This window comes from Acinetobacter faecalis, from assembly GCF_034187745.1.
Classification (GTDB): domain Bacteria; phylum Pseudomonadota; class Gammaproteobacteria; order Pseudomonadales; family Moraxellaceae; genus Acinetobacter; species Acinetobacter faecalis.
This window is the reverse complement of record NZ_JAXHPF010000004.1, coordinates 257,353-283,910: the sequence shown is the minus strand read 5'-3', so window position 1 is coordinate 283,910 and position 26,558 is coordinate 257,353. Positions and strand designations below refer to the sequence as shown.

Sequence of the window (26,558 nt, the reverse complement as noted above, 5' to 3'; positions counted from 1 at the left end):
ACACTCTTTTAATTATTAAATTACTCTGTTTCTTGAATTAATTTAAATCTTTCAATTTCACGATCATCCGATGTTGTAATTGTTTCTGTAAACATAGTTAATGGTCGCACCCACATAGAGTAATCACCATATAAACATTGATAAACAACGACTTGCTCTCGTGTTTCACTATGCGTTGCCACATTAAATACTTGGTACAGGTTGCCTTTATAATGCTGATAAATTCCTTTCTTTAAACTCACGCTTAATACTCTCTATTTACAAGATTCATTACCTTAATCAGATTATTATTATTTTCATAAAATTCATACTTTTTTCACTTTAAATGCTCAGTATTACTTGAAATTTACCTTTTCTACCCCATTCTTACATGAAGCTATACACGAATATACTGTTGATTAATTGTACTATTTTGCATTTTAATCCCAAAAACCGATTATCAAGATAAAAACAAACTGTTTCCTCAATTTAATGGTTTGTTCTATGATTCTCTCATCAAATAAACATTTACTCCTTTGGAGACGTTAGCAATGTTAGATCAAAATACTTCAGCTCAATTAAAAACACTTCTTGAACGCCTTGAAAGCCCAATTGAAATTGTTGCAACTTTAAATGGTTCTGATAAATCAGACAAAATTAAAGAGCTTGTTTCAGAAATTGCAGAGCTTTCTAATTTAGTCACTGCTCGTTTTGACGGTACTAACTCTCGTGCGCCAAGTTTTGGTATTGCAAAAGTAGGTGAACAACCACGTGTAAACTTCGCAGGTTTACCAATGGGTCATGAGTTCACATCTTTGATCTTGGCATTGTTACAAGTTTCAGGTTATGCACCAAAAGTATCTGATGAAGTTCTTGCTCAAATTAAAGGCTTAGGCATTAAAGCTGACTTCGACGTATTTGTATCTTTAAGCTGTCATAACTGCCCTGACGTTGTTCAAGCATTGAACTTAATTGCAATTAACAACCCTGGCACAACAGCTACCATGATTGATGGTGCATTCTTCCAAGAAGAAGTTGAAGAACGCAAAATTATGGCTGTTCCAATGTTATTCCAAAATGGTGAACACATTGGTCAAGGTCGTATGACACTTGAAGAAATTATTGCAAAACTTGATACAAACTCTGCTGCAAAAGATGCTGAGAAATTAAATGCTAAAGAAGCGTTTGATGTACTAGTTATTGGTGGTGGACCTGCGGGTAATACATCTGCTATCTATGCAGCACGTAAAGGGATTAAAACAGGTATCGTAGCTGAACGCATGGGCGGTCAGGTGATGGATACAATGGATATTGAGAACTTTACCTCTATCCAAAAAACACAAGGTCCTAAGTTTGCTGCTGAAATGGAAGCACATGTACGTGAGTACGGTGTAGACATTATGAATTTGCAACGTGTATCTGACATTAAAGGTGCAGATGCAACAGCAAATGGACTTGTTGAAGTGACTTTAGAAAATGGTGCAAAACTAGAATCTAAAACTGTCATCCTTTCAACAGGTGCGCGTTGGAGAGAAATGAACGTTCCAGGTGAGCAAGAATACCGTACACGTGGTGTTGCATACTGCCCACACTGTGATGGTCCATTGTTTAAAGGCAAGCGTGTTGCAGTGATCGGTGGTGGTAACTCGGGCGTAGAAGCTGCAATTGACCTTGCAGGTATTGTTGAGCATGTAACATTGGTTGAGTTTGATACTAAATTACGTGCTGACCAAGTACTTCAAGACAAATTGAACAGCTTGCCAAACACTACTGTAATTAAGAATGCGTTATCTACAGAAGTGGTTGGTGATGGTTCACAAGTAACAGCACTTAAATACAAAGACCGTGCAACTGATGTTGAACACACTGTCGAACTTGCAGGAATCTTTGTACAAATTGGTTTATTACCAAATACAGATTTCTTAAAAGCAACAGATGTTGAACTTTCAAACCGCGGTGAGATTGTAATTAATGACCGCAATGAAACCAATGTAAAAGGTGTATTTGCAGCGGGTGACTGTACAACTGTTCCGTACAAGCAAATCATTATTGCGACAGGTGAAGGTGCTAAAGCTTCGTTATCTGCTTTTGATTACATTATTCGTAGTGGTAACTAAGTCGTTAGATAAGCGAAAAATCACAAAAAAAGGTTTAGCATCGAAAGATGCTAAGCCTTTTTTTTCACAGAAGTTTTTATAATAAAAATTACATTTTATAAACAATAATGAATATTTATATATCAGAAAAATAGATTATATTTTAAACGAACCCGCATTTGGGGATAACAAAAGGAAAATCAGAATGAATAAGTTATTTATTGCTTTAGGTCTTGTTGCTACTGTTGCACTTGTGGGTTGTAACAAAGATAAAGCACCCGAAACAGGTGCAACTACAGGTGAACATTTAGAAAATGCTGCATCTCAAGCAACACATGATATTGCTACAGCAACTGATCATGCTGCATCTGAAACTAAAGCTGCAACAGATACTGCTACTGCAAAAATTAACGAAGCTGCTGATGAAGCTGCCGCTAAAACACAAGCAGCTGCTGCTGATGCCAAAGCAGCTGTAAAAGATGCAACTGCACATGTTGCAGGTGCAGTTGAAAAAGGCGCAGCTGATGTTAAAGAAAAAGCCGAGCAATAATTTTTTAAATATTTAAAAATAATACAAAGAAGCCTCAATATAATTGGGGCTTTTTTGTATTTACCGATGTAATTCACTTGATTAATCAATCATACATTCGCTATGGTTAACCCAAAATTAAATATAAGAGCGCTATAAATGTATTATTCTCATCATCAAGAAAAACACCTTATTCAACGTGCAGGCTGGTTACGTGCTTCTGTTTTAGGTGCAAATGATGGAATTATTTCGGTAACCAGCTTAATTATGGGGATGGCTGCAAGTGGTGCATCTACACAAACTTTATTAATTACTTGTGTGGCAGGTTTAATTTCTGGTGCAAGCTCCATGGCTGCGGGTGAATATATTTCTGTGAAATCTCAAGTAGATATTGAAGAAGCAGATTTACATACAGAACGTAATGAATTAGAAAAAAATCCAGATTTAGAACTCAAAGAACTGACTCATATTTATGTTTTACGTGGCTTACAGCCAGATTTAGCGCACGAAGTTGCAGTCCAACTTACTGCTCATAATGCACTTGAAGCACATGCACGTGATGAAATTGGGATTCATGAAAATACATCAGCCAATCCATTACAAGCTGCGGGTTCTTCTGCCCTTGCCTTTTCTTTGGGTGCATTATTTCCTATGTTTGCCATATTACTAAGCCCCGAAGGCTTCGTTGGTAAAACAGTAATGATTGTAGGCGTATTATCTTTAGCAATTCTAGGTGCAGTTTCAAGTTACTTTGCAGGCACGTCTATTATTCGTGGCAGTTTACGTGTGACCATATGGGGTGTTATTGCGATGGCATTTGCAAGCTTCATTGGCTCATTTTTTAATGTAAGTACGTTTTAACCAAAAATTCACATATGAATATAATTGATTTATTAAATCAATTATATTCAGCATTAATTCATATTTTCTAAGCTTTTTCCAACTTCTTATTATTTTAAATACTTTAAAATAGTCACACTATTGTTAGTTTTACTATTTCTCCCATGTCTATTATTGCAGCACCTGCAAACCGTTCAAATGTATCGGTTTGGGTGGCCTTTATTTTATTAATTCTTGGTACTTTAGGTACTTATCAAGTTGTCAGCACCAATCAAGCACTTTTGTTTTTGATTGGTGGCGCACTCGGTATGACTTTGTATCATGCCTCTTTTGGTTTTACATCTAGCTGGCGTGTTTTTATTAAAGAACGTCGTGGTCGTGGGCTACGTGCTCAAATGATCATGCTTAGCCTTGCCGTTTTACTATTTTTCCCTGCTTTAGGTGCAGGTGAATTATTTGGTAATCCTGTAAAAGGCAATGTTAGCCCTGTCTCTATGTCTGTGATGATTGGTGCCTTTATTTTTGGTATTGGTATGCAATTAGGCGGTGGGTGTGCTTCAGGTACGCTTTATACAGTTGGTGGCGGTAGCGCACGTATGATCGTGACACTTGTTTTCTTCTGCTTAGGTTCTTTAATTGCAACTTCGCATATTGATTGGTGGTTTAATCTTCCGCATTTAGCACCTATTTCACTTGTGTCTAGCTTAGGTGTTGCACCTGCTCTACTCATCAACTTTGTGCTTTTTGCTTTAATTGCTGCCATTACAGTTTTTGCTGAGAAAAAACGTCATGGTTCACTTGAAATTGAACCTAGAAGTGAATACCAAGGTTGGAAGCGTTTTATTCGTGGACCTTGGCCACTCATTTGGGGCGGTATTATTCTTACTCTGCTTAACTTTGCAACGCTCGCACTTGCTGGTCGTCCTTGGGGGGTAACTTCTGCACTTGCTGTTTGGGCTGCTAAATCTGCAAGTTTTGTAGGTGTTGATGTTGCATCTTGGGCATATTGGCAACAACCAGGTAATGCTAAAGCTTTAGCAGAATCTTTATGGTTTGATATTACCTCAATGATGAACTTTGGCATTATGATTGGTGCTTTATTTGCTGCAAGTCTTGCAGGTAAATTTGCACCTAACTTCAATATTCCTAAGCGTTCATTAATTGCTGCCATTGTAGGTGGATTATTGTTAGGTTATGGCGCTCGTTTAGCGTATGGCTGCAACATTGGTGCTTATTTCAGTGGTATTGCTTCTGGTAGCTTACATGGTTGGTTATGGCTTATTTTTGCATTCATTGGTAATGGTGTTGGTGTAAAACTTCGCCCTATTTTCTTCCCAAATGAAAAACCAAAACCTGAGCAACTGACTGGTTGTTAATTTAAAAAGCTAAATTATTAAAAGCCTATCTTATGATGGGCTTTTAACTAAATTACATCTAATTAAAAAACTGGCAAATCTTTTTCATCATTAACTTTTTGGCATTTAGATTTTATGGATAACCATTCAAAATCAATATCTTTAGACTTATATACTAACTCACTATTTGTTATTAACTTAATTTTATAAGCAACCTGTACATCTGAAGAAATATCTCGAAATATATCAGATACTTTATATTTATCATCAAAAACAACATTATCTATAGAATGATTTAAAACTTCGGTATTTTTAAAAACTAAATCATTTTCATCCACTATAAAATCATTGATAAGATTATATTTTACAATAGCCTCTCCATCTAAATTAACAAAGTGCATAATTCCATTTTGATATGATTTTTTATGCTCAAACTTTAAATTATAAATTTCTAATATATTATAATCTTCTAATTCGGAATAATTACTACACGACCAGTACCCATGGAGATTATTCTCAATATCATTATCTGAGTGTAGTAGCGAACTAAAAAAAATACAGATACAAGTCAAAAAAAATCTTACATTAATAATCATTAACCCAACCTATAAAATTAACAAGATAAAAAACCTATTAAAAATCAATAAACTTAACTTTGTTTCGAATACTAAATATTATTCAGTCCAATTATAAATAAATTTACTATCGCATCTTCACCTAATCTTTACCACATTATTTTAATCAATAAAAAAAGCCCCGAAGGGCTTTTTAAAATTCTTAAATTAAACTTTCTTTTTTAAAGTTTCATCTAATACTTCTTTATCTAAAGCATTGTCCCAACGTGCTACAACAATTGTTGCACACGCATTACCAACTAAGTTCGTTAATGCACGACATTCTGACATGAAACGGTCAATACCAAGAATCAATGCCATACCTGCTACAGGAACTGCTGGAACTACAGATAATGTAGCTGCAAGAGTAATGAAGCCTGCACCAGTAACACCTGCTGCACCTTTAGAACTAATCATAGCAACTAATAACAATGTAATTTGTTCACCAATTGAAAGGTCGATATTACATGCTTGTGCAATGAATAATGCCGCCATTGTCATATAGATGTTTGTACCATCAAGGTTAAATGAATAACCTGTAGGAATAACCAAACCTACAACAGACTTTTCACAACCTGCTTTTTCCATCTTATTCATTAAAGTTGGTAAAGCTGCTTCAGAAGAAGATGTACCTAATACAAGCCATAATTCATCTTTGATATAACGGATTAAATCAAAAATAGAGAAACCATTGTATTTAGCAACCGCGCCTAAAATTACAATCACAAACAATAATGACGTGATGTAGAAGGTCGCGATTAATAGCATTAAGTTACCAATACTTGAAATACCATAAGCACCAATGGTGAATGCCATAGCACCGAACGCACCAATAGGAGCGAACTTCATTAACATACCTACTAATTTAAATACAGGTACAGTTAAATGATTCAAAAATTCTGTAACAGGTTTGCCCTTCTCACCAACGCTTGCAATAGCCAAACCAAACAATACAGCTACAAATAGAACTTGAAGAATATCACCAGCAACCAATGGACTAACTAAAGTCTTTGGAATGATATTCATGAAGAAGTCTACAATAGAAGCATCGTGAGCTTTTTCAACATAAGTTGCGACTTTATCGCCAGCAAGTTGAGCAGGATCAATATTTAAACCTTTACCAGGTTGAATAATATTGGCAACAACCATACCTACAATAAGCGCTAAAGTAGAGAAAGTAATGAAGTAAAGCATTGCTTTACCTGTTACACGCCCCACAGAACCCATATTGGTCATACCAGCAATACCAGTACATACCGTTAAGAAGATGACTGGAGCAATAATCATTTTAACAAGTTTAATAAAAGCATCACCTAACGGTTTTAAGCTTTCACCAAGATCTGGCGCAAAATGACCTAATGCAATACCCGCTAAAATAGCGAAAATTACTTGCACATAAAGAATTTGATAAAACTTTTGTTTCTTTGGTGGCTGAGCATGCTCATCAACATGAATATCCATGGGAGGCCCTTTTAATAAATTTTAAAACTAAAAAGTTACGCTTACAGTAAACATAAACAATAACTACAAAAAATTACTGCTAAAAACTTCGGAGATTTTAAAGAAAAGCAAGTATCAAAGATAGGCAACCATGTACGCCTTTAGTCTAATATTTATAAATAAAATATATATCTTTTTCATATACTTAATTTTAATTGCTCATTTCACAATCAATATTAAGAGTCATTTGAATGTTTATTGATCAAAAAACAATAAGCTAAATACAACTATATTTTTCACATAATAATTATAATTTTATATTAAACAATAATTTAATTTTAACAAATCAATATAAAACGACTTAAATATCTCTTTATTAAAAAATAGCCTTAATTACTCTATAGCTTCTATCTATTATTTTTTATATTTATTTAGACCAATGACTCATTAAGACTTCTTATCAATTAAATTATTTAATATTCTAATTTCTAATCATTTAAAATTAACTACACATTTTTTGCAGAAAAAATCGTCTTTTTTCATTTTTATGATTCCTTAAAAGTATAAAAAACCTACATGAAAGTAGGTTTTTTAGGCACTTTATATTATCTCAAGGCTTCTTTTAAATTACAGCCATATCCCATTATTTGTTGGACTTGTCTATATGTCGTATAACGATTCAAAATGAAGTCATAAAATTGATCAGAAGAAGAGAAATTTGTCTGAAGATTTTCATTTGCTGCATTTGGCAATTTAACATCTTTTAGCAATTGTAGATTGTAGTGTCCTAAACGATACATCTCTGTAAAGTAGCCATTCATTAAATCGCAATATGCCAATTTTGTTGGTTTTAAAGATGTACTCGCAACCAAATGCATATTCAATGTTTTTAAATCATTTACATCAAGTGGAAGTTGCTGTGCAAAAGCCATACTTTGTGTTTGTTTAAATTGCTTAAAATCGGTAGCAAGCTTTTCATTTAATTGTTCAAAGCGTGTTTGTAATGTCGCAACATCTTTCACTTTATATTGGCTTTCATTTACAACAGTTTTCGCTTCTTCTGTTTTAGAACAGCCTGTAAAAACAATACTTGCAATTAAAGTCGTCCAAAGCAACGGCTTCATTCATTTTCTCACATTCAATATTTAAATATAAGCACCATTATGCATATAATAAAAAATTTGGCTTCAACTATTTAAAGTGTCTTTTCATTCATATAGCGCCAATATCTTTTTGGTACATATTGAATATGAAGTTTCATATTTTTTCGTGCCTTAATATTCACGCTATTAAAGTAATCTTTCCACAATTGATCATAAAGTACTTCGTCATCATCTAGTTCAATACTAAAGTTCTGGCTATGCCCTATTTGCAGTTGCGTATCTATTTCATGTGCATTCATTTCAATTTGATGCACAACATCTAAATCATAATAAATACCAAATTTACGTTGCTCATCATAAATGAGCCACTTCTGGTCTTGATAACGTGATTTAAAATGCTTTTCAATGAGTGGTAAAACATTAAAATCTGGTCTGACCAAACTTAAAAATAAGCCATCTTTACATTTTTTGAAACGCACAAAAGCTTCCATTCTGTGCTTTTCACGACCAACTTGTTTTGCCCATTGTGAAATCCCTAAAACATCAACATGACCAAAATTTCGATCGACAGGTTTTTGCGACTGAAATACATAAATTGCGAAATTCAAACAATGCTGAAAAGCTTCGTCTTTTTCCGACAAAAAACTGTAGTAAAAATTTCTTAGGCTATTTGCAGATGTTTTTTGTTTTAATCCCTGCCAAACACGCTGTGCATGTTCATCATTTGAAGCAACTTCAATAAAGTCATCAAATAAACCATTTTGGCTTTTAGGATTTGCAGTAACATTCACATCAAATTCTTTAAATTGAAAACAACGAAACACACAACTTAAAAGCCCTGTAAATGTTCCGTCAAAACAATACGTCGCCATTAAAAACCAAAGCCTAATTGTGGTGAAAGTTGCTGAGTATATTTCGATTGTCCAGATTGCAAAATTTGCCTACGAATTTGCGCTGAATGTTGTTCCTTTTGAAATTTTGGCGTATCTGCACAACGAATAAAATGTTGCGCTCTATTATAAGAAACACCCATACGCTTTAATTGATCAATATAAATTTTGCCAAAACGGCGCGCTTGTACAATTTTTTTAGCAGACTTCACCCCTATTCCAGGCACGCGCAAAATCATTTTGTAATCTGCTTGGTTAATATCTACAGGAAATGCTTCAGGATGCCTCAGCGCCCAACTTAATTTTGGGTCTACATCTAAATCTAAATTTGGGTGTTCATCATCTACAAGCTCATTGGCATCGAAACCATAAAAACGCATTAACCAATCACTTTGATATAAGCGATTTTCACGCAATAAAGGTGGTGCAGAACCAATTGCAGGCAATGCTTTTTCTTCCTCATTAATTGGAATATAGCCCGAATAATAAACGCGCTTTAATTTAAAAGCTTTGTAGTGATGATCTGCCATTAAAATAATGTCTTTATCAGATTCATTATGTGCGCCTACGACCATTTGCGTGGTTTGCCCCGCAGGAACAAACTTAGGTGTCGAACGAATAATTTGCCTATCTTCTTTAAGCTGAATGAGTTTATCTCGAACAATCCCTAAATCTTTTTGCACTTCTGAATGCGATTTTTCAGGCGCAAATTTTTGTAAGCCTGCTTCTGTTGGCATTTCTAAATTAATGCTCATTCTATCTACATATAAACCAGCTTCTGTAATAATTTCCTGAGATGCTCCTGGAATGGTTTTTAAATGGATATATCCATTAAAATTTTCTTCTAAACGCAATTTTTTAACCACTTGAAGCATGCGCTCCATGGTGTAATCTGCGGATTTAAAAATCCCTGAACTTAAAAACAGCCCTTCAATATAATTACGGCGATAAAAGTTCATGGTTAAATCAACCACCTCTTGCACCGTAAATGCTGCCCTTTTCACATCATTTGAACGACGTGATACACAATAAGCGCAATCAAAAATACAAACATTTGAAAATAAAATTTTAAGCAAAGATACACAGCGACCATCTTCTGTATAGCTATGACAAATTCCTGAGCCGGTATTGCCCAGACCTTTGTCTTTATTTTTACGATCACTACCACTCGATGAACATGAAACATCATATTTGGCAGCATCGGCTAAAATTTGCAGTTTTTCACGGATACGATCAGACATGAGAGATGTAATTTAAGAGAAAAGTTGATTATAAAATTTATGTGAAAAATGCGATGTCCAACCATCTCCACAACGACAGAGCTTGTCGCTTGAAATGTAAAACATCTGCTCTTTTTAATTCTATTTATAAAGTAAATAACGAATATTATTTGCCAAATTTTTCTAGCTTGGGCAAAGTGTAAGAAGCAATAAGGAGTATGCAAATGAGTTTATTAGACACATTAGGAATTCAACATCCTATTTTCCTTGCCCCAATGGCAGGCGTTTCAACACCTGAATTAGCGGCTCAAGTATCGAATCAAGGTGCATTTGGCTCTTTAGGTTTGGGAGCAAGTACTGTTGATGCTGCTCGAAAGCAAATTTTGCATACTCAAGAATTAACAGATAAGCCTTTTCAGGTGAATTTTTTCTGTCACGAAAGCCGTGATTTAAATAGTGAAGTTTCACAAAACTGGATTGCTCTTTTTGCTGACAAATTTAAAGAATTAGATGCAGAAGTACCAACAAGCTTAAATTGTATTTATCCAAGCTTTAAAGATAATGATGACTTCCTCAATTTAGTTTTAGAAACTAAGCCGAAAGCTGTTAGTTTCCATTTTGGTATTCCACACGTACATCAAATTAAAGCTTTAAAAAATGCAGGAATTATCACTTTAGTTTCAGCAACAAACTTAGCAGAAGCTAAAGCCATTGAAGCAGCAGGAATCGATATTATTATTGCGCAAGGTATTGAAGCTGGTGGGCATAGAGGTATCTTCAATGAAAGCTTTGATACAGCCATTCGTACCGAAGACTTAGTTCAGCTTCTAAAACAAAATTGCACACTTCCTGTCATTGCCGCAGGTGGCATTATGAATGGTCATCAAGCCAAGCAATTTTTAGACTTAGGTGCAGATGCAGTACAACTCGGCACAGCTTTTGTGCAATGTAAAACCTCTAGTGCAAACGATGCCTATAGAAAAGCTTTATTTGACCAACCGCTAACACAAATTACGGCAAGTATTTCAGGTCGACCTGCACGTGGTTTAATTAATCATTGGCATAAAGAGGTTGATACACCTACTCGCCCGCAAGTTCCACCATATCCTTATGCATACGACTTAGGTAAACAACTTCATACGGCTGCAAGCAAACATGGCGATTCTGGCTATGGCGCATTTTGGGCAGGTTCAAATGTTTCACAAATTCGTGAATTAGAAGCAACAGATTTAATTAATCAGCTTGTTCTAGAAATAAATGTAGATTAAATAGCAATAAAAAAGCTTCTCTCATGAGAAGCTTTTTTACTTTATTTCGTTTCAAGTAAGTTGACTTGTTCTACTTGAACATCACTCATAATTTCACCATGCATAAGCAGGTTATTAAAGTAATCTTCAACAACTTTATATTGCTCTACAGTCGATTCGACTTTATACATATTTTGACGGAATTCGTTACTTGAGCGTAAACCTTTGGTGTACCACGCAATATGTTTACGTGAAATACGACATCCTGAATATTCACCATAAAATTCATAAAGTTCTGCTAAATGTCCAAGTAAAACTTCTTTTACTTCTTGAATGCTTGGTGCAGCCAAATGTTCGCCTGTTTGTAAATAATGTGCTATTTCACGAAAAATCCAAGGTCGACCTTGTGCAGCACGTCCAATCATGACTGCATCTGCACCTGTATAGTCCAAAACATATTTCGCTTTTTCAGGACTGTCGATGTCGCCATTGGCAATCACAGGAATGCTGAGCATTTCTTTCACATCTTTAATTAAAGAATAACGAGCAGTATTTAAATACATATCTTCACGTGTACGACCATGCAAAGCCAATGCCGTAATACCCGCTTCTTCTGCACGTTTGGCAACGCGCATAATATTTTCATGACCATTTAAAAAACCTAAACGGGTTTTTAACGTTACAGGTACATCAACTGCGGTAACAACGGTATCTAAAATACGTGCAACTAAATCTTCATCTTGTAAAAGTGCAGAACCAGCTAATTTATTACATACTTTTTTAGCAGGACATCCCATATTAATATCAACAATTTGTGCGCCATTTGCCACCTGATATCTTGCAGCTTCTGCTAAATCGGCAGGATCTGAACCTGCAATTTGCGCTGAAATTGGGGAAAGCTCACCATCAAAGTTGGCACGATATAAGCTTTTCTTACTCATACGTAAGGTCTTATCAGACGTCATCATTTCACTAACAGCGTGCCCTGCACCAAAATACTTGCATAGCGTTCTAAATGGACGATCGGTAACTCCTGCCATAGGAGCGACAATCAAATTATTTGACAGTTGATAAGGACCAATATACATATATATTCTTAACGTTGACGACTTGCATAGTATACTTCATCTACCCTATAGGCTCATCACCTCTAAACGAGTTTTCCTAAATATGAAAGAAAAAGTTATTTTTTCAATGCTTAAACCTTTATCTGTTTTAGCTTTATCTATTGGATTAACCGCGTGTGGTGATAGCTCTTGGTGGTCTAGCGACGAACCAACTTTAAAACAAGAACAAGTAAAACGCTTATTACCTAATCGAGTAAGTGACCGAGATTCTTGGTCTAAAGATATTTACGATATTTCAGAACAATTTGGTATTCCACAAACCAAAGAAAACATGTGTACCATTATTGCTGTGGTCGATCAGGAATCGAATTTCCATGCAGACCCTCAAGTTTATGGTTTGGGTGAAAAAGCAGTTAAAGAAGTTCAAGAACGTTTAGAAGAAAAATTTACAGATAAATTGGGCGATACCATTGGCGCTCCTATTGCAGGTTATTTCCAAGACGTTTTAAAAAATCAGCCTAGTCCTGAAGATAACTATTTAAGCCAAATGCGTCGTGTTAAAACAGAACGTCAACTTGATGAATTGTATCGTGAAATTTTCGACTATATGTCTAAGCATTATCATGTCAGCGCATTAACAGGTGCAGCGAAATTAGTCGGGCAAGATATTGGTGAAAAGATGAATCCAATTACCACCTTGGGTTCTATGCAAGTTCATATTAGCTATGCCAAAGAACATAAACGTAAAAGTGGCAGCATTGCAGATTTACGTACCGACTTATACAGCCAATATGGTGGCTTATATTATGGTATTCATCGATTAATGATGTATTCCGCAGATTACGACAAGCCACTCTACCGCTTCGCAGACTATAACTCTGGAATGTACTCAAGCCGTAATGCAGCCTTTCAAAGTATGCTAAATGACTTAACAACAGCAGAATTGGATTTAGACGGTGACTTACTTCTTTACGATAAAAATGGCTCACCTAAATCTGCAAAAAGTCAGTCTGAACGCGAACTAATTAATGTATTCACACAACATAATATTTTAGTTACGCCACGCCAAATTCGTTCAGATTTAAAGAAAGAAAAAGAAAAGAAATTTGAAGATACAGCAACATATAGAGCCGTTGCTAAACTTTATAAAGAAGCAACAAATAAAGAACCAATCTATGCAATTATGCCTGAAGTTGTTATTACGGGACCAAAATTAAGCCGTGACTACAACACGAATTGGTTCGCAACTCGCGTAAATGGACGCTTTGAAACATGTATGAGAAAAGCAAAAAGTATAAAAATTTAGCGTTATTCGACTTTGATGGAACCTTGTGTACGAAAGATAGTTTCACAGGGTTCATTTTTTACGCTTTATCTAAACGGCATATTATTAAACAAGGTTTTAAAATACTACCTTGGATTCAAGCCTATTACTTAAAGGCTTATCCTGCACATGCCATGCGCCATAAACTCTTTCATGCCATGTTTAAAAATGCCAAAGTTAGTGAAATAGATTCAATTGCTCAAGAATATGCAGATCATATTATCAAAAGTTATAATCCTGAATTATTAGCAAGATTACGTACGCATCAAGTATTAGGTGATCATGTTGTTTTGGTTTCTGCAACAGTAGATGTTTATTTGAAATACGTTGCAGAATCTCTAGGCGTTGACTTAATTTGCACAGAAACAGAAATCATTAATAGTCACTATACAGGGCACTATTCTTCAGCAGATTGTAGCGCTCAACAAAAAGCAATTCGTGTTTTAGAAAAATATCAATTAAGCCAATATCAACATATTTATGCTTATGGAAATAGTGATGAAGATCTTGCTATGCTTAATTTGGCGCACTATTCCTATTATGTTGGGAAAAGCACTCATCTTCCTATATTAGAAAAAGCTAAAGAATTGGCTTAAATCTTAATTTAATAATTTAATAATTTAATAATTTAATAATTTAATAAAGACTAAAACTAAAACCTTACTTCTACTTGCAGTGTATCTGTATAAACCCCTTCAGGTGCAATAGTAGTGGATGGCTCAATAATCTTAGTAGTGAATGAATACGTTTGTCTGGTAGTACCATCATGCACGCCTGGATATATAGAAGCATCTGTACTATTCCATCTTTCCGCACCTTCACTTCCCCACCGCTGAGGGGAAAAGTTTTTATAGATATCATATGCGATATAATTATTTTTAGATTGATGCTTCAAACGTCTTGTTGTATTAAAGTTCTGTCCATTCGAAAGCCCAACACTATAAGGTGTTTGTGCAGAACAAATAATTTGAACCATACCACTAGCTGTATCAAATTTAGATACTAAGGCAGCAGAACCTAAATCTACGTTGTATGTATTAATACGACAATCTTCTTTCACAATTAAGGTAATAGGTACTATGGCATCTAAACCAGTCCCCCAATTGGTAACCCCCCAAATCCAAGAATACACTAAACCAGGACTTCTATAGTCCAATAAATTAACTCCACCTATTCCAAGAGCACCGACATAGTAATACCATTTTATTTGTAAATTCCCCGTATACACTCCCGGTTTTAAGCTTACAGACTCCGTAAGAAATACTTGAAAAGGAATACTACTATTGGGACCGCCAAATAACGAAAGTAAAGAAAATGAACTTAAATCTCTTTCAACACCAGTTTGTACAATATTATTTTGAGAGTCACGAATTACAATACGCGCAATATTCACTCCATTTTGATGAACTAAAGTTGTGGGCGCGACGATAGGTCTATATTTAATGTGTGAAGTTGATGCAAGCGTCAAGCTTCCAACACATGAAAGCCCGCCAGACATTTGCTGTGAAGGTAAATTAGGTACATCAAAGGAGCTTACTGGACCTAAATTTGCAGGTTGAGAGTATGCACTACAATCTGCATATGCATATTGTGCAGAAAATGATAATAAAACTACCGATAAATACCTAAATGCTTTATTCATTCTCATCTCCATGTATTTCACACACCACATTCTCGATACTCTGAATTTCATCAAAATCTAAAACTGCATCAAATTTAGCCTGACAAGAACGCCCATCTTCTAAAACTACGGTTAAGTTATTTGTAGCATCAACCTCTGTAATATATGCAATACCATCCATTCCTACATAAGTTGAATCTTTCCCATTTTGATGAACAATGGAACCAACAGGAACAGGCTCTCCGTTACTGAGTTTTAAATACACACTTGCAGAAGTAATTTTTTTCACAGGGAACTCAATAACAATCCCTGTACCCAATTTTGCGGACACTCTTTTCTCAACTACTGGCGTTGCATAACTTGATGATAGATTTAAAGGATCAATAGAATACTTGGCGCTATAATATGGAGTGACATTCGGTACAAATAAATAGCCTTTTCTATTCGTTTCACCAATTAAATTGTTCTCATAACGAATTGGAATATTTTCATTTTTATTTGTATCAACCAAAGCAAAAGATTCCCCTAATCGATTAGAGAAAAATAAAGAGTTTTTCATCCACACAAATGAACCAGACACACCATACCATTGATCATATTCATCATGACCTGAAATGCCCGCATCAAAATTCATATAACGATTACGATAACGAAGTTGCGCTTGACTAAAATCATTTCCACGTTCATTAAATTTATGTGTTAAATCCACCCCAAACCCACCATCTGTAGGCATTTGATAGCTATAGTTCACAAAACTAGAACTTGCACCATCTTCTTGATATTGGTGTCCTGCACTAATTCGACTTGGTGTACGACCCAATGGGAACGTCATTTGTAACGCACCACTCCACGTTTTTTCATTTAAATCTTGATTCGCACTTAATGAAACAGATGCGCCATACAAAAATGGAGGTAAAACAGGTGCCCAAGATAAACTTAAAAGTTCGGTATTATCAAAATTACTTCGTTTAATATTGAAATAACCTACCCCAAATGTTCCTGTATTTTTCCCTGAAATAAAGATATTTGCATTTGTGCTTTCTTCTGAATTTACTGAACCTAAATTAGAACTATAGTAATTTGCTAGATTCGAAAAGTTTTCATCTCTTCTAGTATGCGCAGCATTAAAGCCAAAATGGCTCTGTTGATATTGATAACCCACTGTAAATTGATGACCTTCCCCAGTATTACTACCTGTTGAAAAAGGTGATTCTTCAACAAAACTATGAGTATATGAAGTATTTAACACCCCGAAATTTTTTATGGAAAATACAGCACCAACACCCGTATTCCAAATCTTATCGTTCCCTTCTACGTGAAACTCGCCAGTTAACCAATTATTTACACCATAGCGAGCATCAAATGAAGTTATAAAATCCCCATAATCAAAATTTTTGATACCATAGTTTTCACGTAACTGACCTAAAGATAATGAATAATCTAACATTCCTTTTTTAAGTAAATCACCCGACACATAAAAAGGTACAGTCGTTGAAATTTGTCTACCAACAGCATCTCTCGTCACAATAACAGCTTCACCACGACCATTAATAAATGGCACATTGGTAATTAAAAATGGTCCGGGTTGTAATTGTTCAGTGGTATTTTTTGCTCCATTAATAAATAAATCTACTGTACTTGGCAAACCCACTTCCCCTTTAAATTGAGGTAATGGATACGTAATTAAATCCGGGCGAATAGAATAATTTTTACGAAGCTGTATCCCCCCCATACGCACTGAACTCGTCCAACTATTTTTATTTAACGAATAGATATCACCAACTTCGACCGTATAAATTGATTCTTCATCATCAAATCGCCAGGTCGTATCGTATCGTATATATTCATTTTTCTTTTTTTCACCATCATTATCTTCAAGGGAGCTATATACTCCAGAATGACTTAGAACACCTAAGGGACTAAAAAGCCTTTGTTCTGTATATAAATTTAAAGCATTTCCCCCCTGATGAGGTACATAGTAATAAGCATCAAAGTTATTTAATAATCCTGTTCCACTTTGAGAAGGTGCTTTTTTATACCAATAGTCTTTACCCAACATTTGCTCAGGCAACCATTCTGTTGGTAAATTTAAATATAACTGCTGGTTTTGACTTTGATATTTAATAGAATATCCACCACCATTCGTATTTAATTTAACCCAATCATCAACAGTATTCTCTAATCCAAGTTGAATTAATTCTTGTTCAGATATATTACTAGTGCTAGTAAAATTTGTATATTCCAGCTCTAGACTTTCAAGATCTCGTCTTAGAACAAGATAATCATTATCTTTAACTAATACTGGCACAACTTTTTGAGTTGAATATGTATTTATGACTAATTCTAAATAAAATTTAAAATAAGGAATTTCCTTTACACTTATATTTATAGCAGGTATTTCTGTAAATGTTTGAGCATTAATTTTAGAAACAGTACATGTCATAATTAATAGAACACACTGACTTAAAATACTAAGTTTCAAATTAATATGCATAGCCATAAATCCAATTATTTTTTAATTAAGAGAATAGGCTCTTTATCTTGCCCAATAATTGCATAAATTGGCTTATTCTGTAATAACAAGGACTTAAAATCCTGATTAATATCAAATGCTAATTTCCCACCAGCCAATACATAACCAAATGTATTATTACCAGCCATAGATTTATATTTCTTATCCTCTATTTGAAAACCAGAAACTCGCACTGAAAGTAATCCATAATTTTCAATCTCGAGATAATCCTTATTATTATTTTTAACCAGTGACCAGTTTAGAATTGGGCGTGCATTAAGGTTTTTACTATTTAATTTTTTAGTATCTACACTATTACCGCTACCAATCCCTTTACCGTAAACAAATAATGGTAGTGAATAGCGCATTTTAAAACTAACACTACTGGTTGCATCTTTTTTTTCTAGATCTACTGGTAACTCATCTACAACAATACGATAACTATACTCTTTAGAGTCAGGAATATTAATAGCTTTCGTTAATCGAATCATTTGCTTATCGCCTGCCGCAACTTTTACAATAGGTGGGCTTGCAATAATTTCCTGCTGATTTTGATATTGATCTTTATTATCATTTTGTAACCATTTAAATACTCTAATTTGTACTATAGATGCCTCATCACCAATATTTTCTAACCATACTGGTGCTGCTTTATCTTGACTTTCAATAATAGGGTAAATTGGCCAAATTAAAAAATTAGATTTTGCATAAATAATTTGCGTAGTTAATACAGCTACAACCAATAAAAATAAAGCTTTATTAACCAATTTAGCTAAATAAATAGAAATTAACTTATGCATTTTAATTACCAAATAATTGTAATAAGCACTTCATCAGAATATTTTCCAGATGGTTTATTTGTTTCGCCTTTACTTAGGTCGATTAATCCATAAACACCAAAATCTAGAATATTATCAAAAGTGTTACTTATTAAAGAAAGTGTATTAGAAGGTGAATTAACACCAATAACTTTAGAGTGTGCCGCATTTGAATAAACTTGATAATTAACAAAATAATTACCAACTTCACTTTTTAAACGTCTAGTTTGAGTAGCTGTATCAAAGTTTTTACCATTATCAAATGTAATACTGACTGGAATATCAGGTGTACATTCTAAACTCCAAGTCGATCTATTATTTACAACACTAGCAGTGACATTTGTTTCTTTAGAACTTGTTGGATGGCTACCAAAATCTAAAACAGCTCCAGAGTCATAAAAAGCACAGCCTTTCTCGATAGTTGCAGAAATCTTTATATTTGCTGAAGTTTCAGCATGTAAAGGCATATAAACTAAAAAGCAGAATGTGAATATAATAAACCGCAGCATAATATTGACTCTTAAAATGCTATTGTTACTGTGATCTGATCAGTATATTGACCCTTCACTACATTACTGCTGTTATAAGCTTCAGCATAAATTTTAATTTGCTGCTCTACGCCCCCATCAAAATTTAGTTGTGTTTGTGGTGTCAAAACTGTTCCACTTTTATTGTCTCTATAAATTTGATAGGCAATAAAATGCCCAGCACCATCAGACATTGCTCTATTCGCTTTGGACTGATTTACACTCGGAATATTTGCTGAATTTTGACCCGCATTAAAACTTACATTGACACGACTATTCACTGGACAATGTATTTTTATCGCATTAAATTCATTGGTCAGCATTGTATTTACAGAACTAAAACTCGCAGATTGATCCCCAAAATCGAGTTCACCTAATTTTTGATTAGATGATCCATTTGTCACGATTTTTGAGTTGATGATGCAAGCAGGCTCTAAATTAAGAGTGCTTTTTAAACGAGTTAGGCCTTGACCAGCAAAAGAAGGGGCAATAACAAAAAAAGCTAAAACACCCATAAAACAAGTATTTTTTAAGATTAAATATTGCTTAAACATTACTGCCCCAATCATTCTAAATTTATTAAAAAATTAGAATGTTACTGTTACTAATAATGTGTCTTTATAATCACCTTCAGACACCGGAGTACTATTTGCTGGAACCGCACCAAAAACAGGAACTTTTACAGGAGTTGTTGCGGCTGTATTAAATGTTACAGGTGTATTAATTTCATATAATTTTGAACGAGCTGCATCTTGATAAACATTATATTTAACGTTATCTGTACCATTCGTTAATTGACGATCACCTTTTTCACCACCATCAATACTCACTTTAAAACCACTTACACCTTCATCACAAGTTACGGTAATGTCACTTCCGTTACCTGTAGAAGCAACTTCTGCAGTTAAAATGTTGTCCCAGGTAGATGCTGTTTTACCAAAATCTAAAGTACCAAACTTGTTAATATTTCCATTCTCATTGGAGTTATCAACTTTACAACCAGAAGATACATTCAACTTAACATCAACTTGACCTGTAATTGCAGCAGACACATTAGCTGTTACTAATGTAGTAGCAATTGCAAGTCCCCAATACGCTAAATTTATTTTTTTCATCTCTATTAATCCAAATTACTTAACAATAGCCAAAGCATAGGCGAACACAGTTTAATCAATTTAATCCACTTATATAATATATTTAAATTATATTTATAAATTATTCTTATAGAGTTTTAATCATTATAATCGAAGTAAATTGGTGCGAATTGAGCAAAAATAGGCATTACATAAACAAAAAACAACATAGTAAAGATTTGTAAAAAGACATAATAACTATTAATAAGACGTAGTTTCTCATCATTTTATCAACTTTTTTATAATATATTTCACTAATTTTATTTACTTTAGCTAATTAATTGTAATTTTTGTGCTGCTAGCTTTTATTATCTCTTAAAGTCCAAACTGCATATGTACGGATAAAAAAGCCACTAATCAATAGTGGCTTTTTTAGCTTTTCAATTATTACTTTTTAAATGGAAATGCATATTTCACAATACGCTTAATCACACTTCCGTATTGCTTAACCAAACTTGCATTGTTGTAATTCAAACCATATTTTTCACAAACTGCTTGTACTTTTGGTGCCATTTTGCGATAACGACGTGCAGGAATATCAGGATATAAATGATGTTCAATTTGGTGACTTAAATGACCTGTCAAAATATGGAATGCTTCTGAACCTGTTAAGTTCGAAGAACCACGAATTTGACGCATGTACCAGTGACCGCGACTTTCATCCTTTAAAACATCTTTTGAGAACACTTCAACATCTTTTGTAAAGTGACCGCAGAAAATAATACTGAATGTCCAAATATTACGAATACCATTTGCAACACAGTTACCCGCCAAAACAGGCAACGCTGCAGGGCCAGCAATTACAGGGAAAAATACGTAATCTTTCACTAATTGTTTGGTGATTTTCTTTTTCATTGGTGCAAAACGTTGCTTGAACTCTTCTTTGGTCATACGCCCTTTCAGGTATTTACCAATTTCAAGGTTTTGAATTGCAACGCCCCACTGGAAAAGCAAACAGAATGGAATGCTATATAAAGGCTGTAATAAATAGCCTTTTTTCCAGCGTTGTTCTGGGAATAAACGTAATACGCCATAGCCAATATCATCATCCATACCTTTAATATTGGTATAAGTATGATGTTTATAGTTATGTGTTTGACGCCAATCGTCTGCGGTACCAACAATATCCCACTCATATTTGGTACCGTTGAATTTAGGATCATTCATCCAGTCGTATTGACCGTGAATGACGTTATGTCCTAATTCCATGTTTTCCATGATTTTTGAAAAACCAAGTAAACCTGTACCTAACAACCATGCTGGTGGAAACCATCCCGCAAACAACAAGCCACGACCAATGATTTCTGAATACTTAACGGTCGCATACACGCGGTTAATATATTTAGCATCTTTTTCACCAAGGTCATCTAAAACTTCTTGGCGAATCGCATCAAGTTCACGTGCTAACTCATCTTGTTCTGCCGGAGTTAATTCACGATTTTTTGGGTTTTTAAAATATTCTAATTTGACTGGCATATTCATATTTATAGCCCCTTTTATAAATCTATAACTAAGTCAGTTTGTGCCGAGTTAACACAAATTTTAAGTAAATTTCCTGGTTCATTATTTTGTGAACCATCTACTAAATTTTTAGTAGAACCTTCAGCTTTATTGCATGCGCACTTATTACAAATACCCATACGACAGCCATGTTTAGGCTTAACATTTTGTTGCTCTAAACCTAATAAAATTGGCTGACCTTTAGGAATTGCAATGACTTTATTAGATTGCGTTAGCGTAACACTCACAAAACCAACATCATCATAAACAACAGGACTCATACTAAAAGCTTCTGTTTTTACAGCATTTGCATGAGCAAATAAGGCTTCAACATTTGTCGTAAAACCTGATGGTCCACATGCATATACAGTGCTTTCTTCAATATTTTTTAAAGCTTGTAAATGTGATTCGTTTAAGCGCGAAGCTGGTTGTTCAGAATCTTGCGTATAGAAAAATTCAACATTAAAGTTTCCATACTTCGATGCTAATTGTTCAAACTCATCTTTAAATGCTGCATCTGCTTGAGTTTTTACCCAATACAACAATGTTACAGGCAAAGTTTTAATTTTAGATGAAGCCACCAAAGCCTGAATTAAGCTATACATAGGTGTAATACCACTACCCGCTGCAAGCAAAATCAAAGGTGAATTATTCTCTGGAAGTTGCATATCACCATAAGGGCGACCAAACTCAAGAACATCCCCAACTTTAGATTGTTCTAACAACCAATTACTCGCAACGCCATTCTCAACTTTCTTAGCAACAAGTAGCACTTTTTTAGCACTTACTTGCGTCAAACTGTACGTGCGTTCGTAACGAATTCCTTTTACAACAACAAATACTGGATGATGCTGTCCTGCTTCACCCACGTTAAATTTACGATTAAATTCAATCGTTAAAGCAACTGTGTCATTTGCAATAATTTCTTTTTTAACAATTGAACCAAGCGCCTGATTTACAGACCATAAAGGATTCAACTTTTGAAGCCAGAAATTTGCTGAATATGAATCTATCACCACATCTACTAATGCAGATAAAGGAGATTTCGTTTTTTCGATTGCATGCATAGTTCGTTCACCACGCCTTTGAATTTTCAATTATTATACACATGTATATATATTTGTATATACAGTTGTATTGTATCCAATCATTTCAAAGTGTAGCCGTAATGGTTATAATGATTTAAAGCTATTTTGCCCCCAAACACATGACTGAAAAATCAATGAAAATAAGCAGTGACGCTACTTCACATGAACCTAAAAATGTTCAGGAAACACTTCCTGCACGCACAGTTGGGCGTAAAGCAACAATTACAAAAGAAGAACTTTTCCAAGCTGCACTCAATTTAATTGGTCCACAAAAAAGTATTGCATCATTGAGTTTGCGTGAAGTTGCACGTGAAGCAGGCATTGCACCAAATAGTTTTTATCGTCATTTTAAAGATATAGATGAATTAGCTATTGAACTGATTGAACGTTCTGGTGGTGTATTACGTAAAATTTTGCATCAAGCGCGTTTAAAAGCATCGAAGCAAAGCAGTATTATTCGCACATCTGTAGAAGTTTTTATTGAACAGCTTAATGCAGATGAAGGCAATTTAAGCCTTTTATTACGTGAAGGTTATACAGGTTCTAATTCTTACAAATTAGCAGTAGAACGTCAGCTTAACTATTTCCAACAAGAATTACGTGATGATCTTGTACGTTTAGAAAAAGAAAATAACAGTAACCTCACTCATCCTGAAATTGTTGCCAATGCGATTACTCAGCTTGTTTTCAATATGGGTGCCAAAGTTATTGAAATGCCTATGGAGCAACGTAAAGAAGTTGCTGAACAAACCATGATTATGATTCGTATGATTTTAGAAGGTTCACGCCATTTAGGTGAATCTAAAATTAATTGATTTTTAATCTTTAAATTACAATTTTTATTGAGTTAAATTTAAACTGCTTCAATATTAAAATTGGGGCAGAAAATACTTTTATAAACTTAATAATAGCTTTGTACATATTGATACTTTTTAATTGTAGATACTTGATTCTTCACGTTCTATTATGTGTCTATATTTTTTTTGTAAAGCCTCTCTCATGCGTTACCAAATTATAGATGTCTATCAAACAGAGAACTTAAAAAGATATATCGCAAAATGCCTAAAAAAGCATTCACCTCAATTTATTGTTATTGAAAGTAAACGAACCCTTTGTCTTAATCTAGATATTATTCTTGTTAACTCACAGCATACATCTGCAACATCTATTACAGGCGAAGATATTTCACTTAAAATATTAAATAAATTTGATACTTTTGATAAAACTTATATGTCTAGACTCTAAGCATAAAGAGAAATAAGAAAGAAATTCTTATACTCGCATAACGGTAATTTTCACACATGTTCAATTATAAAACTAAAATCATCAATTCATTTTGAGCGCTAAATTAGAACTAATTTGCGCTCATTATATGAGAAATTAAATTGCAGATTTCAGCTTTTCTGCGCTATTAAAAGTTTGAATAGGACGTGAAAGCCCTTTAAATACGCAATAAAATTGAAAAATTGAACCTACCGAAATATCAACCGCCTTATTTTCACTTCTTGACCAAGCAGTTGAACTATCCTCACCTGAAATCGAGCTACCTTTAATCTCATAAACAAATAAATCTTGTTCAGTTTGATCTAAAGTTTTATCTCTTAAAATGGTGTTGATGAGAAGCTTTCTCTTGTTATCTACAGTCCATTTACCAGCAAACCAAAGTTGCAATAAATCGCCTAAAAATAACTGATGCGCTGTTAACGGCCAAATTTGTACTTCAGCACCTCTCACAGGCACATAGTATTGATCAGCATTATTAATAATTGAAAGGTAATTTTCTTTGTAAAAAGAAAAATTTGCAAAAATTTGAGGGATAGTGAGCGTATTCATTCGCTTTCTCCTATTTAGCCATTTTAGTGCTGGCAAGTTGGGTTTAAATCCACACTGTTTAAGCTTTCGCTCAAACGCTCTGTTGTTAGTATCAGACTACCAATTGATTTTTTTCTTTGCAAGCCCTTCAATCATTTTTTCTTTATTCTTTTGTTTTTTGTTCAAATAAAAAGCATACAGATAAAAAATGTAAGAAAGATGACAGTTTTCCCTTGACCCTCTTTCAAATGTCCTTATAATCGCATGCAGATTCTCCAATAGCTCAGTCGGTAGAGCGACGGACTGTTAATCCGCAGGTCCCTGGTTCGAGCCCAGGTTGGAGAGCCAAATACTAAAAAGCCCACTCATTATGAAGTGGGCTTTTTTCTGTTTTGAATAAATAAATTCATAAAAAAATCCCTCATCTAGAGGGATTTTTTTACAGCTTCAAACTACGTTATACAGCCTTCACAGGTACACCGCTATGGAAACGGAAAAGCTCATCTGGCGTTAAAATCAGATTCTTTTCTACTTCACGAATGTACTCAATACGCTGTTGAATATCCTCTTCAGGATTTTTCAATTTAGAAGTTTTTGCAACATCTACAGCCAGTGCTAAATAATCTTCATAATGTCTAGATTCAGACTTTAGCAGGTAACGGTAGTAACGTCCTAATTCATCATCTACAAGCGGTGCAAGCGCATAAAAACGCTCACATGAACGTGCTTCAACAAATGCACCAATTACCAATACATCAATCAATGCTTCAGGCTCATAAGTACGAATTTCTTTGCGCAAACCACCTGCGTAACGCCCTGCACTTAAATTTTTCCAAGCTTGTCCACGCTTATTCATAAGCCCTAAAACTTGTTCATAATGCAGCATTTCTTCACGCACAAGCTGAGCAAGCTTTACTTGTAAATCGACATAATAGTTATAGCGAAACATCAAGTTCATTGCTGTACTTGCCGCTTTTTTCTCACAATTCGCATGATCTTGCATCAAAATTTCTAAATTATTTAATGCTTCATCTAGCCAAGGCTGTGGCGTTTTACAACCTAAGAAACCAATCACGGGTTCCATAAGTTCATCATAATTAATTGTAGACATAACTTACTTACGTGCCGCCTTAATAACCGCTTTCATTTGTTTTACTGCTTCTGCTAATCCAATAAATACAGCATCAGCAATAATTGAATGACCAATATTTAATTCATGAATTTGTGGGATTTGAGCAATTGGAGTAACGTTTTCAAGATGCAAACCATGCCCTGCATTTACAACCAAGCCTTTTGAAGCAGCATATTCAACACCTTTCACAATGCGCTCAAGTTCAGCTTGCTGCTGTTCAGGTGTTTCCGCATCTGCATACGCACCTGTATGAATTTCAATTGTTGGTGCACCACAAGCAACGGCTGCATCAATTTGGGCAAAATCAGCATCAATAAATAATGAAACATCACAACCAATTGCTGTTAATTCTTGCGTAGCTTTTCTTACATCTTCAAAATGCCCAACAACATCTAAACCACCTTCAGTCGTTACTTCTTCACGCTTTTCAGGCACAAAACAAATATGATGTGGCTTTACATTTTTAGCAATTTCAATCATTTCATCGGTTACTGCTATTTCCAAATTCATACGTGTTTTTAAAGCTTTACGCATGCGATACACGTCTGCATCTTGAATATGACGACGATCTTCACGCAAATGCAAAGTAATACCTTCTGCACCCGCTTGCTCGCAAATTAATGCCGCACTTACAGGATCTGGATAAGAGGTGCCACGTGCTTGTCGCAAAGTTGCAACATGATCAATATTCACACCTAATAATGCAGCCAT

Annotated in this window: 26 protein-coding genes and 1 tRNA gene; 9 read left to right on the top strand and 18 right to left on the bottom strand. The window is 34.6% G+C overall.

Annotation, left to right across the window (positions count from 1 at the left end; all coding sequences use genetic code 11):
- Nucleotides 1-20: 20 nt before the first annotated feature.
- On the bottom strand, nucleotides 21-242 hold the full coding sequence (locus SKM54_RS06535; protein ID WP_171501371.1) for a DUF1653 domain-containing protein: 222 nt from the start codon (nucleotides 240-242) through the stop codon (nucleotides 21-23).
- 288 nt (nucleotides 243-530) lie between these two features.
- On the opposite strand from SKM54_RS06535, the gene ahpF reads away from it, so the two are divergent.
- The 4 genes from ahpF to SKM54_RS06515 all read left to right on the top strand — a co-directional run bounded on the left by ahpF (nucleotide 531) and on the right by SKM54_RS06515 (nucleotide 4,820).
- Nucleotides 531-2,096, top strand: coding sequence for an alkyl hydroperoxide reductase subunit F (gene ahpF / locus SKM54_RS06530; protein ID WP_321094792.1), 1,566 nt, complete (start codon nucleotides 531-533; stop codon nucleotides 2,094-2,096).
- 184 nt (nucleotides 2,097-2,280) lie between these two features.
- On the top strand, nucleotides 2,281-2,625 hold the full coding sequence (locus SKM54_RS06525; RefSeq protein WP_154773668.1) for a hypothetical protein: 345 nt from the start codon (nucleotides 2,281-2,283) through the stop codon (nucleotides 2,623-2,625).
- Between the two features lie 138 nt (nucleotides 2,626-2,763).
- The gene (locus tag SKM54_RS06520) at nucleotides 2,764-3,465 is read left to right on the top strand and encodes a VIT1/CCC1 transporter family protein (RefSeq protein ID WP_154773669.1); all 702 of its coding nucleotides are present in this window, start codon (nucleotides 2,764-2,766) and stop codon (nucleotides 3,463-3,465) included.
- Between the two features lie 143 nt (nucleotides 3,466-3,608).
- A complete protein-coding gene (locus SKM54_RS06515; RefSeq protein WP_321094790.1) occupies nucleotides 3,609-4,820 on the top strand; it encodes a YeeE/YedE family protein in 1,212 nt (403 codons plus the stop codon).
- 62 nt (nucleotides 4,821-4,882) lie between these two features.
- Here the strand turns inward: SKM54_RS06515 and SKM54_RS06510 are convergent, their stop codons facing one another.
- The 5 genes from SKM54_RS06510 to SKM54_RS06490 form a co-directional block, all read right to left on the bottom strand.
- Nucleotides 4,883-5,395 carry a hypothetical protein gene (locus SKM54_RS06510; RefSeq protein ID WP_321094788.1) on the bottom strand — a complete coding sequence of 171 codons (513 nt, stop codon included), beginning with the start codon at nucleotides 5,393-5,395 and terminating at the stop codon, nucleotides 4,883-4,885.
- 186 nt (nucleotides 5,396-5,581) lie between these two features.
- Entirely contained in the window at nucleotides 5,582-6,874 is a 1,293-nt protein-coding gene (locus SKM54_RS06505) for a dicarboxylate/amino acid:cation symporter (RefSeq protein WP_321094786.1), read from the bottom strand.
- Between the two features lie 584 nt (nucleotides 6,875-7,458).
- Nucleotides 7,459-7,977, bottom strand: a complete 519-nt coding sequence (locus tag SKM54_RS06500; protein ID WP_321094782.1) for a hypothetical protein — start codon at nucleotides 7,975-7,977, stop codon at nucleotides 7,459-7,461.
- Nucleotides 7,978-8,048: 71 nt separating this feature from the next.
- Complete coding sequence (locus SKM54_RS06495; protein ID WP_321088050.1) at nucleotides 8,049-8,828, bottom strand: TIGR03915 family putative DNA repair protein; 780 nt, start codon at nucleotides 8,826-8,828, stop codon at nucleotides 8,049-8,051.
- Nucleotides 8,828-10,087 (bottom strand): putative DNA modification/repair radical SAM protein, encoded by a 1,260-nt coding sequence (locus tag SKM54_RS06490; RefSeq protein WP_321094780.1) that lies wholly within the window; start codon nucleotides 10,085-10,087, stop codon nucleotides 8,828-8,830. Before SKM54_RS06490 ends, SKM54_RS06495 begins: the two co-directional genes overlap by 1 nt.
- A 203-nt stretch (nucleotides 10,088-10,290) precedes the next feature.
- Between SKM54_RS06490 and SKM54_RS06485 the strand changes: the two genes are divergently transcribed.
- A complete protein-coding gene (locus tag SKM54_RS06485) occupies nucleotides 10,291-11,334 on the top strand; it encodes an NAD(P)H-dependent flavin oxidoreductase (RefSeq protein WP_321094778.1) in 1,044 nt (347 codons plus the stop codon).
- Nucleotides 11,335-11,375: 41 nt separating this feature from the next.
- Here the strand turns inward: SKM54_RS06485 and dusB are convergent, their stop codons facing one another.
- Nucleotides 11,376-12,401: a tRNA dihydrouridine synthase DusB gene (dusB, locus tag SKM54_RS06480; protein WP_321094776.1), complete on the bottom strand. Its 1,026-nt coding sequence runs from the start codon at nucleotides 12,399-12,401 to the stop codon at nucleotides 11,376-11,378.
- Nucleotides 12,402-12,483: 82 nt separating this feature from the next.
- Here dusB and SKM54_RS06475 point away from each other — a divergent pair, with 82 nt between their 5' ends.
- Nucleotides 12,484-13,686 (top strand): DUF1615 family protein, encoded by a 1,203-nt coding sequence (locus SKM54_RS06475; protein ID WP_321088046.1) that lies wholly within the window; start codon nucleotides 12,484-12,486, stop codon nucleotides 13,684-13,686.
- Nucleotides 13,653-14,300, top strand: a complete 648-nt coding sequence (locus tag SKM54_RS06470; RefSeq protein WP_321089079.1) for an HAD family hydrolase — start codon at nucleotides 13,653-13,655, stop codon at nucleotides 14,298-14,300. Before SKM54_RS06475 ends, SKM54_RS06470 begins: the two co-directional genes overlap by 34 nt.
- A gap of 56 nt (nucleotides 14,301-14,356) precedes the next feature.
- On the opposite strand, the gene SKM54_RS06465 is transcribed toward SKM54_RS06470, so the two are convergent.
- The 8 genes from SKM54_RS06465 to SKM54_RS06430 form a co-directional block, all read right to left on the bottom strand.
- A complete protein-coding gene (locus SKM54_RS06465) occupies nucleotides 14,357-15,358 on the bottom strand; it encodes a Csu type fimbrial protein (RefSeq protein WP_321094774.1) in 1,002 nt (333 codons plus the stop codon).
- Nucleotides 15,339-17,768: a fimbria/pilus outer membrane usher protein gene (locus tag SKM54_RS06460; RefSeq protein ID WP_321094772.1), complete on the bottom strand. Its 2,430-nt coding sequence runs from the start codon at nucleotides 17,766-17,768 to the stop codon at nucleotides 15,339-15,341. The genes SKM54_RS06465 and SKM54_RS06460 overlap by 20 nt, the downstream gene beginning before the upstream one ends.
- Nucleotides 17,769-17,833: 65 nt before the next feature.
- Nucleotides 17,834-18,637, bottom strand: a complete 804-nt coding sequence (locus SKM54_RS06455; protein ID WP_321094770.1) for a fimbrial biogenesis chaperone — start codon at nucleotides 18,635-18,637, stop codon at nucleotides 17,834-17,836.
- Between the two features lie 5 nt (nucleotides 18,638-18,642).
- Entirely contained in the window at nucleotides 18,643-19,122 is a 480-nt protein-coding gene (locus SKM54_RS06450; protein ID WP_321089083.1) for a Csu type fimbrial protein, read from the bottom strand.
- Between the two features lie 53 nt (nucleotides 19,123-19,175).
- On the bottom strand, nucleotides 19,176-19,736 hold the full coding sequence (locus SKM54_RS06445; protein WP_321094768.1) for a Csu type fimbrial protein: 561 nt from the start codon (nucleotides 19,734-19,736) through the stop codon (nucleotides 19,176-19,178).
- Between the two features lie 33 nt (nucleotides 19,737-19,769).
- Entirely contained in the window at nucleotides 19,770-20,297 is a 528-nt protein-coding gene (locus tag SKM54_RS06440) for a Csu type fimbrial protein (protein ID WP_321089085.1), read from the bottom strand.
- 405 nt (nucleotides 20,298-20,702) lie between these two features.
- The gene (locus SKM54_RS06435) at nucleotides 20,703-21,797 is read right to left on the bottom strand and encodes a fatty acid desaturase family protein (RefSeq protein ID WP_321094767.1); all 1,095 of its coding nucleotides are present in this window, start codon (nucleotides 21,795-21,797) and stop codon (nucleotides 20,703-20,705) included.
- A 14-nt stretch (nucleotides 21,798-21,811) separates the two neighbouring features.
- Nucleotides 21,812-22,882 (bottom strand): flavin reductase family protein, encoded by a 1,071-nt coding sequence (locus SKM54_RS06430; RefSeq protein ID WP_321094765.1) that lies wholly within the window; start codon nucleotides 22,880-22,882, stop codon nucleotides 21,812-21,814.
- Nucleotides 22,883-23,037: 155 nt separating this feature from the next.
- Between SKM54_RS06430 and fabR the strand changes: the two genes are divergently transcribed.
- Nucleotides 23,038-23,718, top strand: a complete 681-nt coding sequence (gene fabR / locus SKM54_RS06425) for an HTH-type transcriptional repressor FabR (protein WP_248103326.1) — start codon at nucleotides 23,038-23,040, stop codon at nucleotides 23,716-23,718.
- Between the two features lie 565 nt (nucleotides 23,719-24,283).
- Here fabR and SKM54_RS06420 read toward each other — a convergent pair.
- Nucleotides 24,284-24,736, bottom strand: a complete 453-nt coding sequence (locus SKM54_RS06420) for a hypothetical protein (RefSeq protein WP_321094763.1) — start codon at nucleotides 24,734-24,736, stop codon at nucleotides 24,284-24,286.
- Between the two features lie 251 nt (nucleotides 24,737-24,987).
- Between SKM54_RS06420 and SKM54_RS06415 the strand changes: the two genes are divergently transcribed.
- Nucleotides 24,988-25,063: transfer RNA gene (locus SKM54_RS06415), tRNA-Asn, on the top strand.
- Between the two features lie 109 nt (nucleotides 25,064-25,172).
- Here the strand turns inward: SKM54_RS06415 and miaE are convergent.
- Nucleotides 25,173-25,826 (bottom strand): tRNA-(ms[2]io[6]A)-hydroxylase, encoded by a 654-nt coding sequence (gene miaE, locus SKM54_RS06410; protein ID WP_154773443.1) that lies wholly within the window; start codon nucleotides 25,824-25,826, stop codon nucleotides 25,173-25,175.
- A gap of 3 nt (nucleotides 25,827-25,829) precedes the next feature.
- Nucleotides 25,830-26,558, bottom strand: coding sequence for a pyridoxine 5'-phosphate synthase (gene pdxJ / locus SKM54_RS06405; protein WP_248103334.1), 729 nt, complete (start codon nucleotides 26,556-26,558; stop codon nucleotides 25,830-25,832).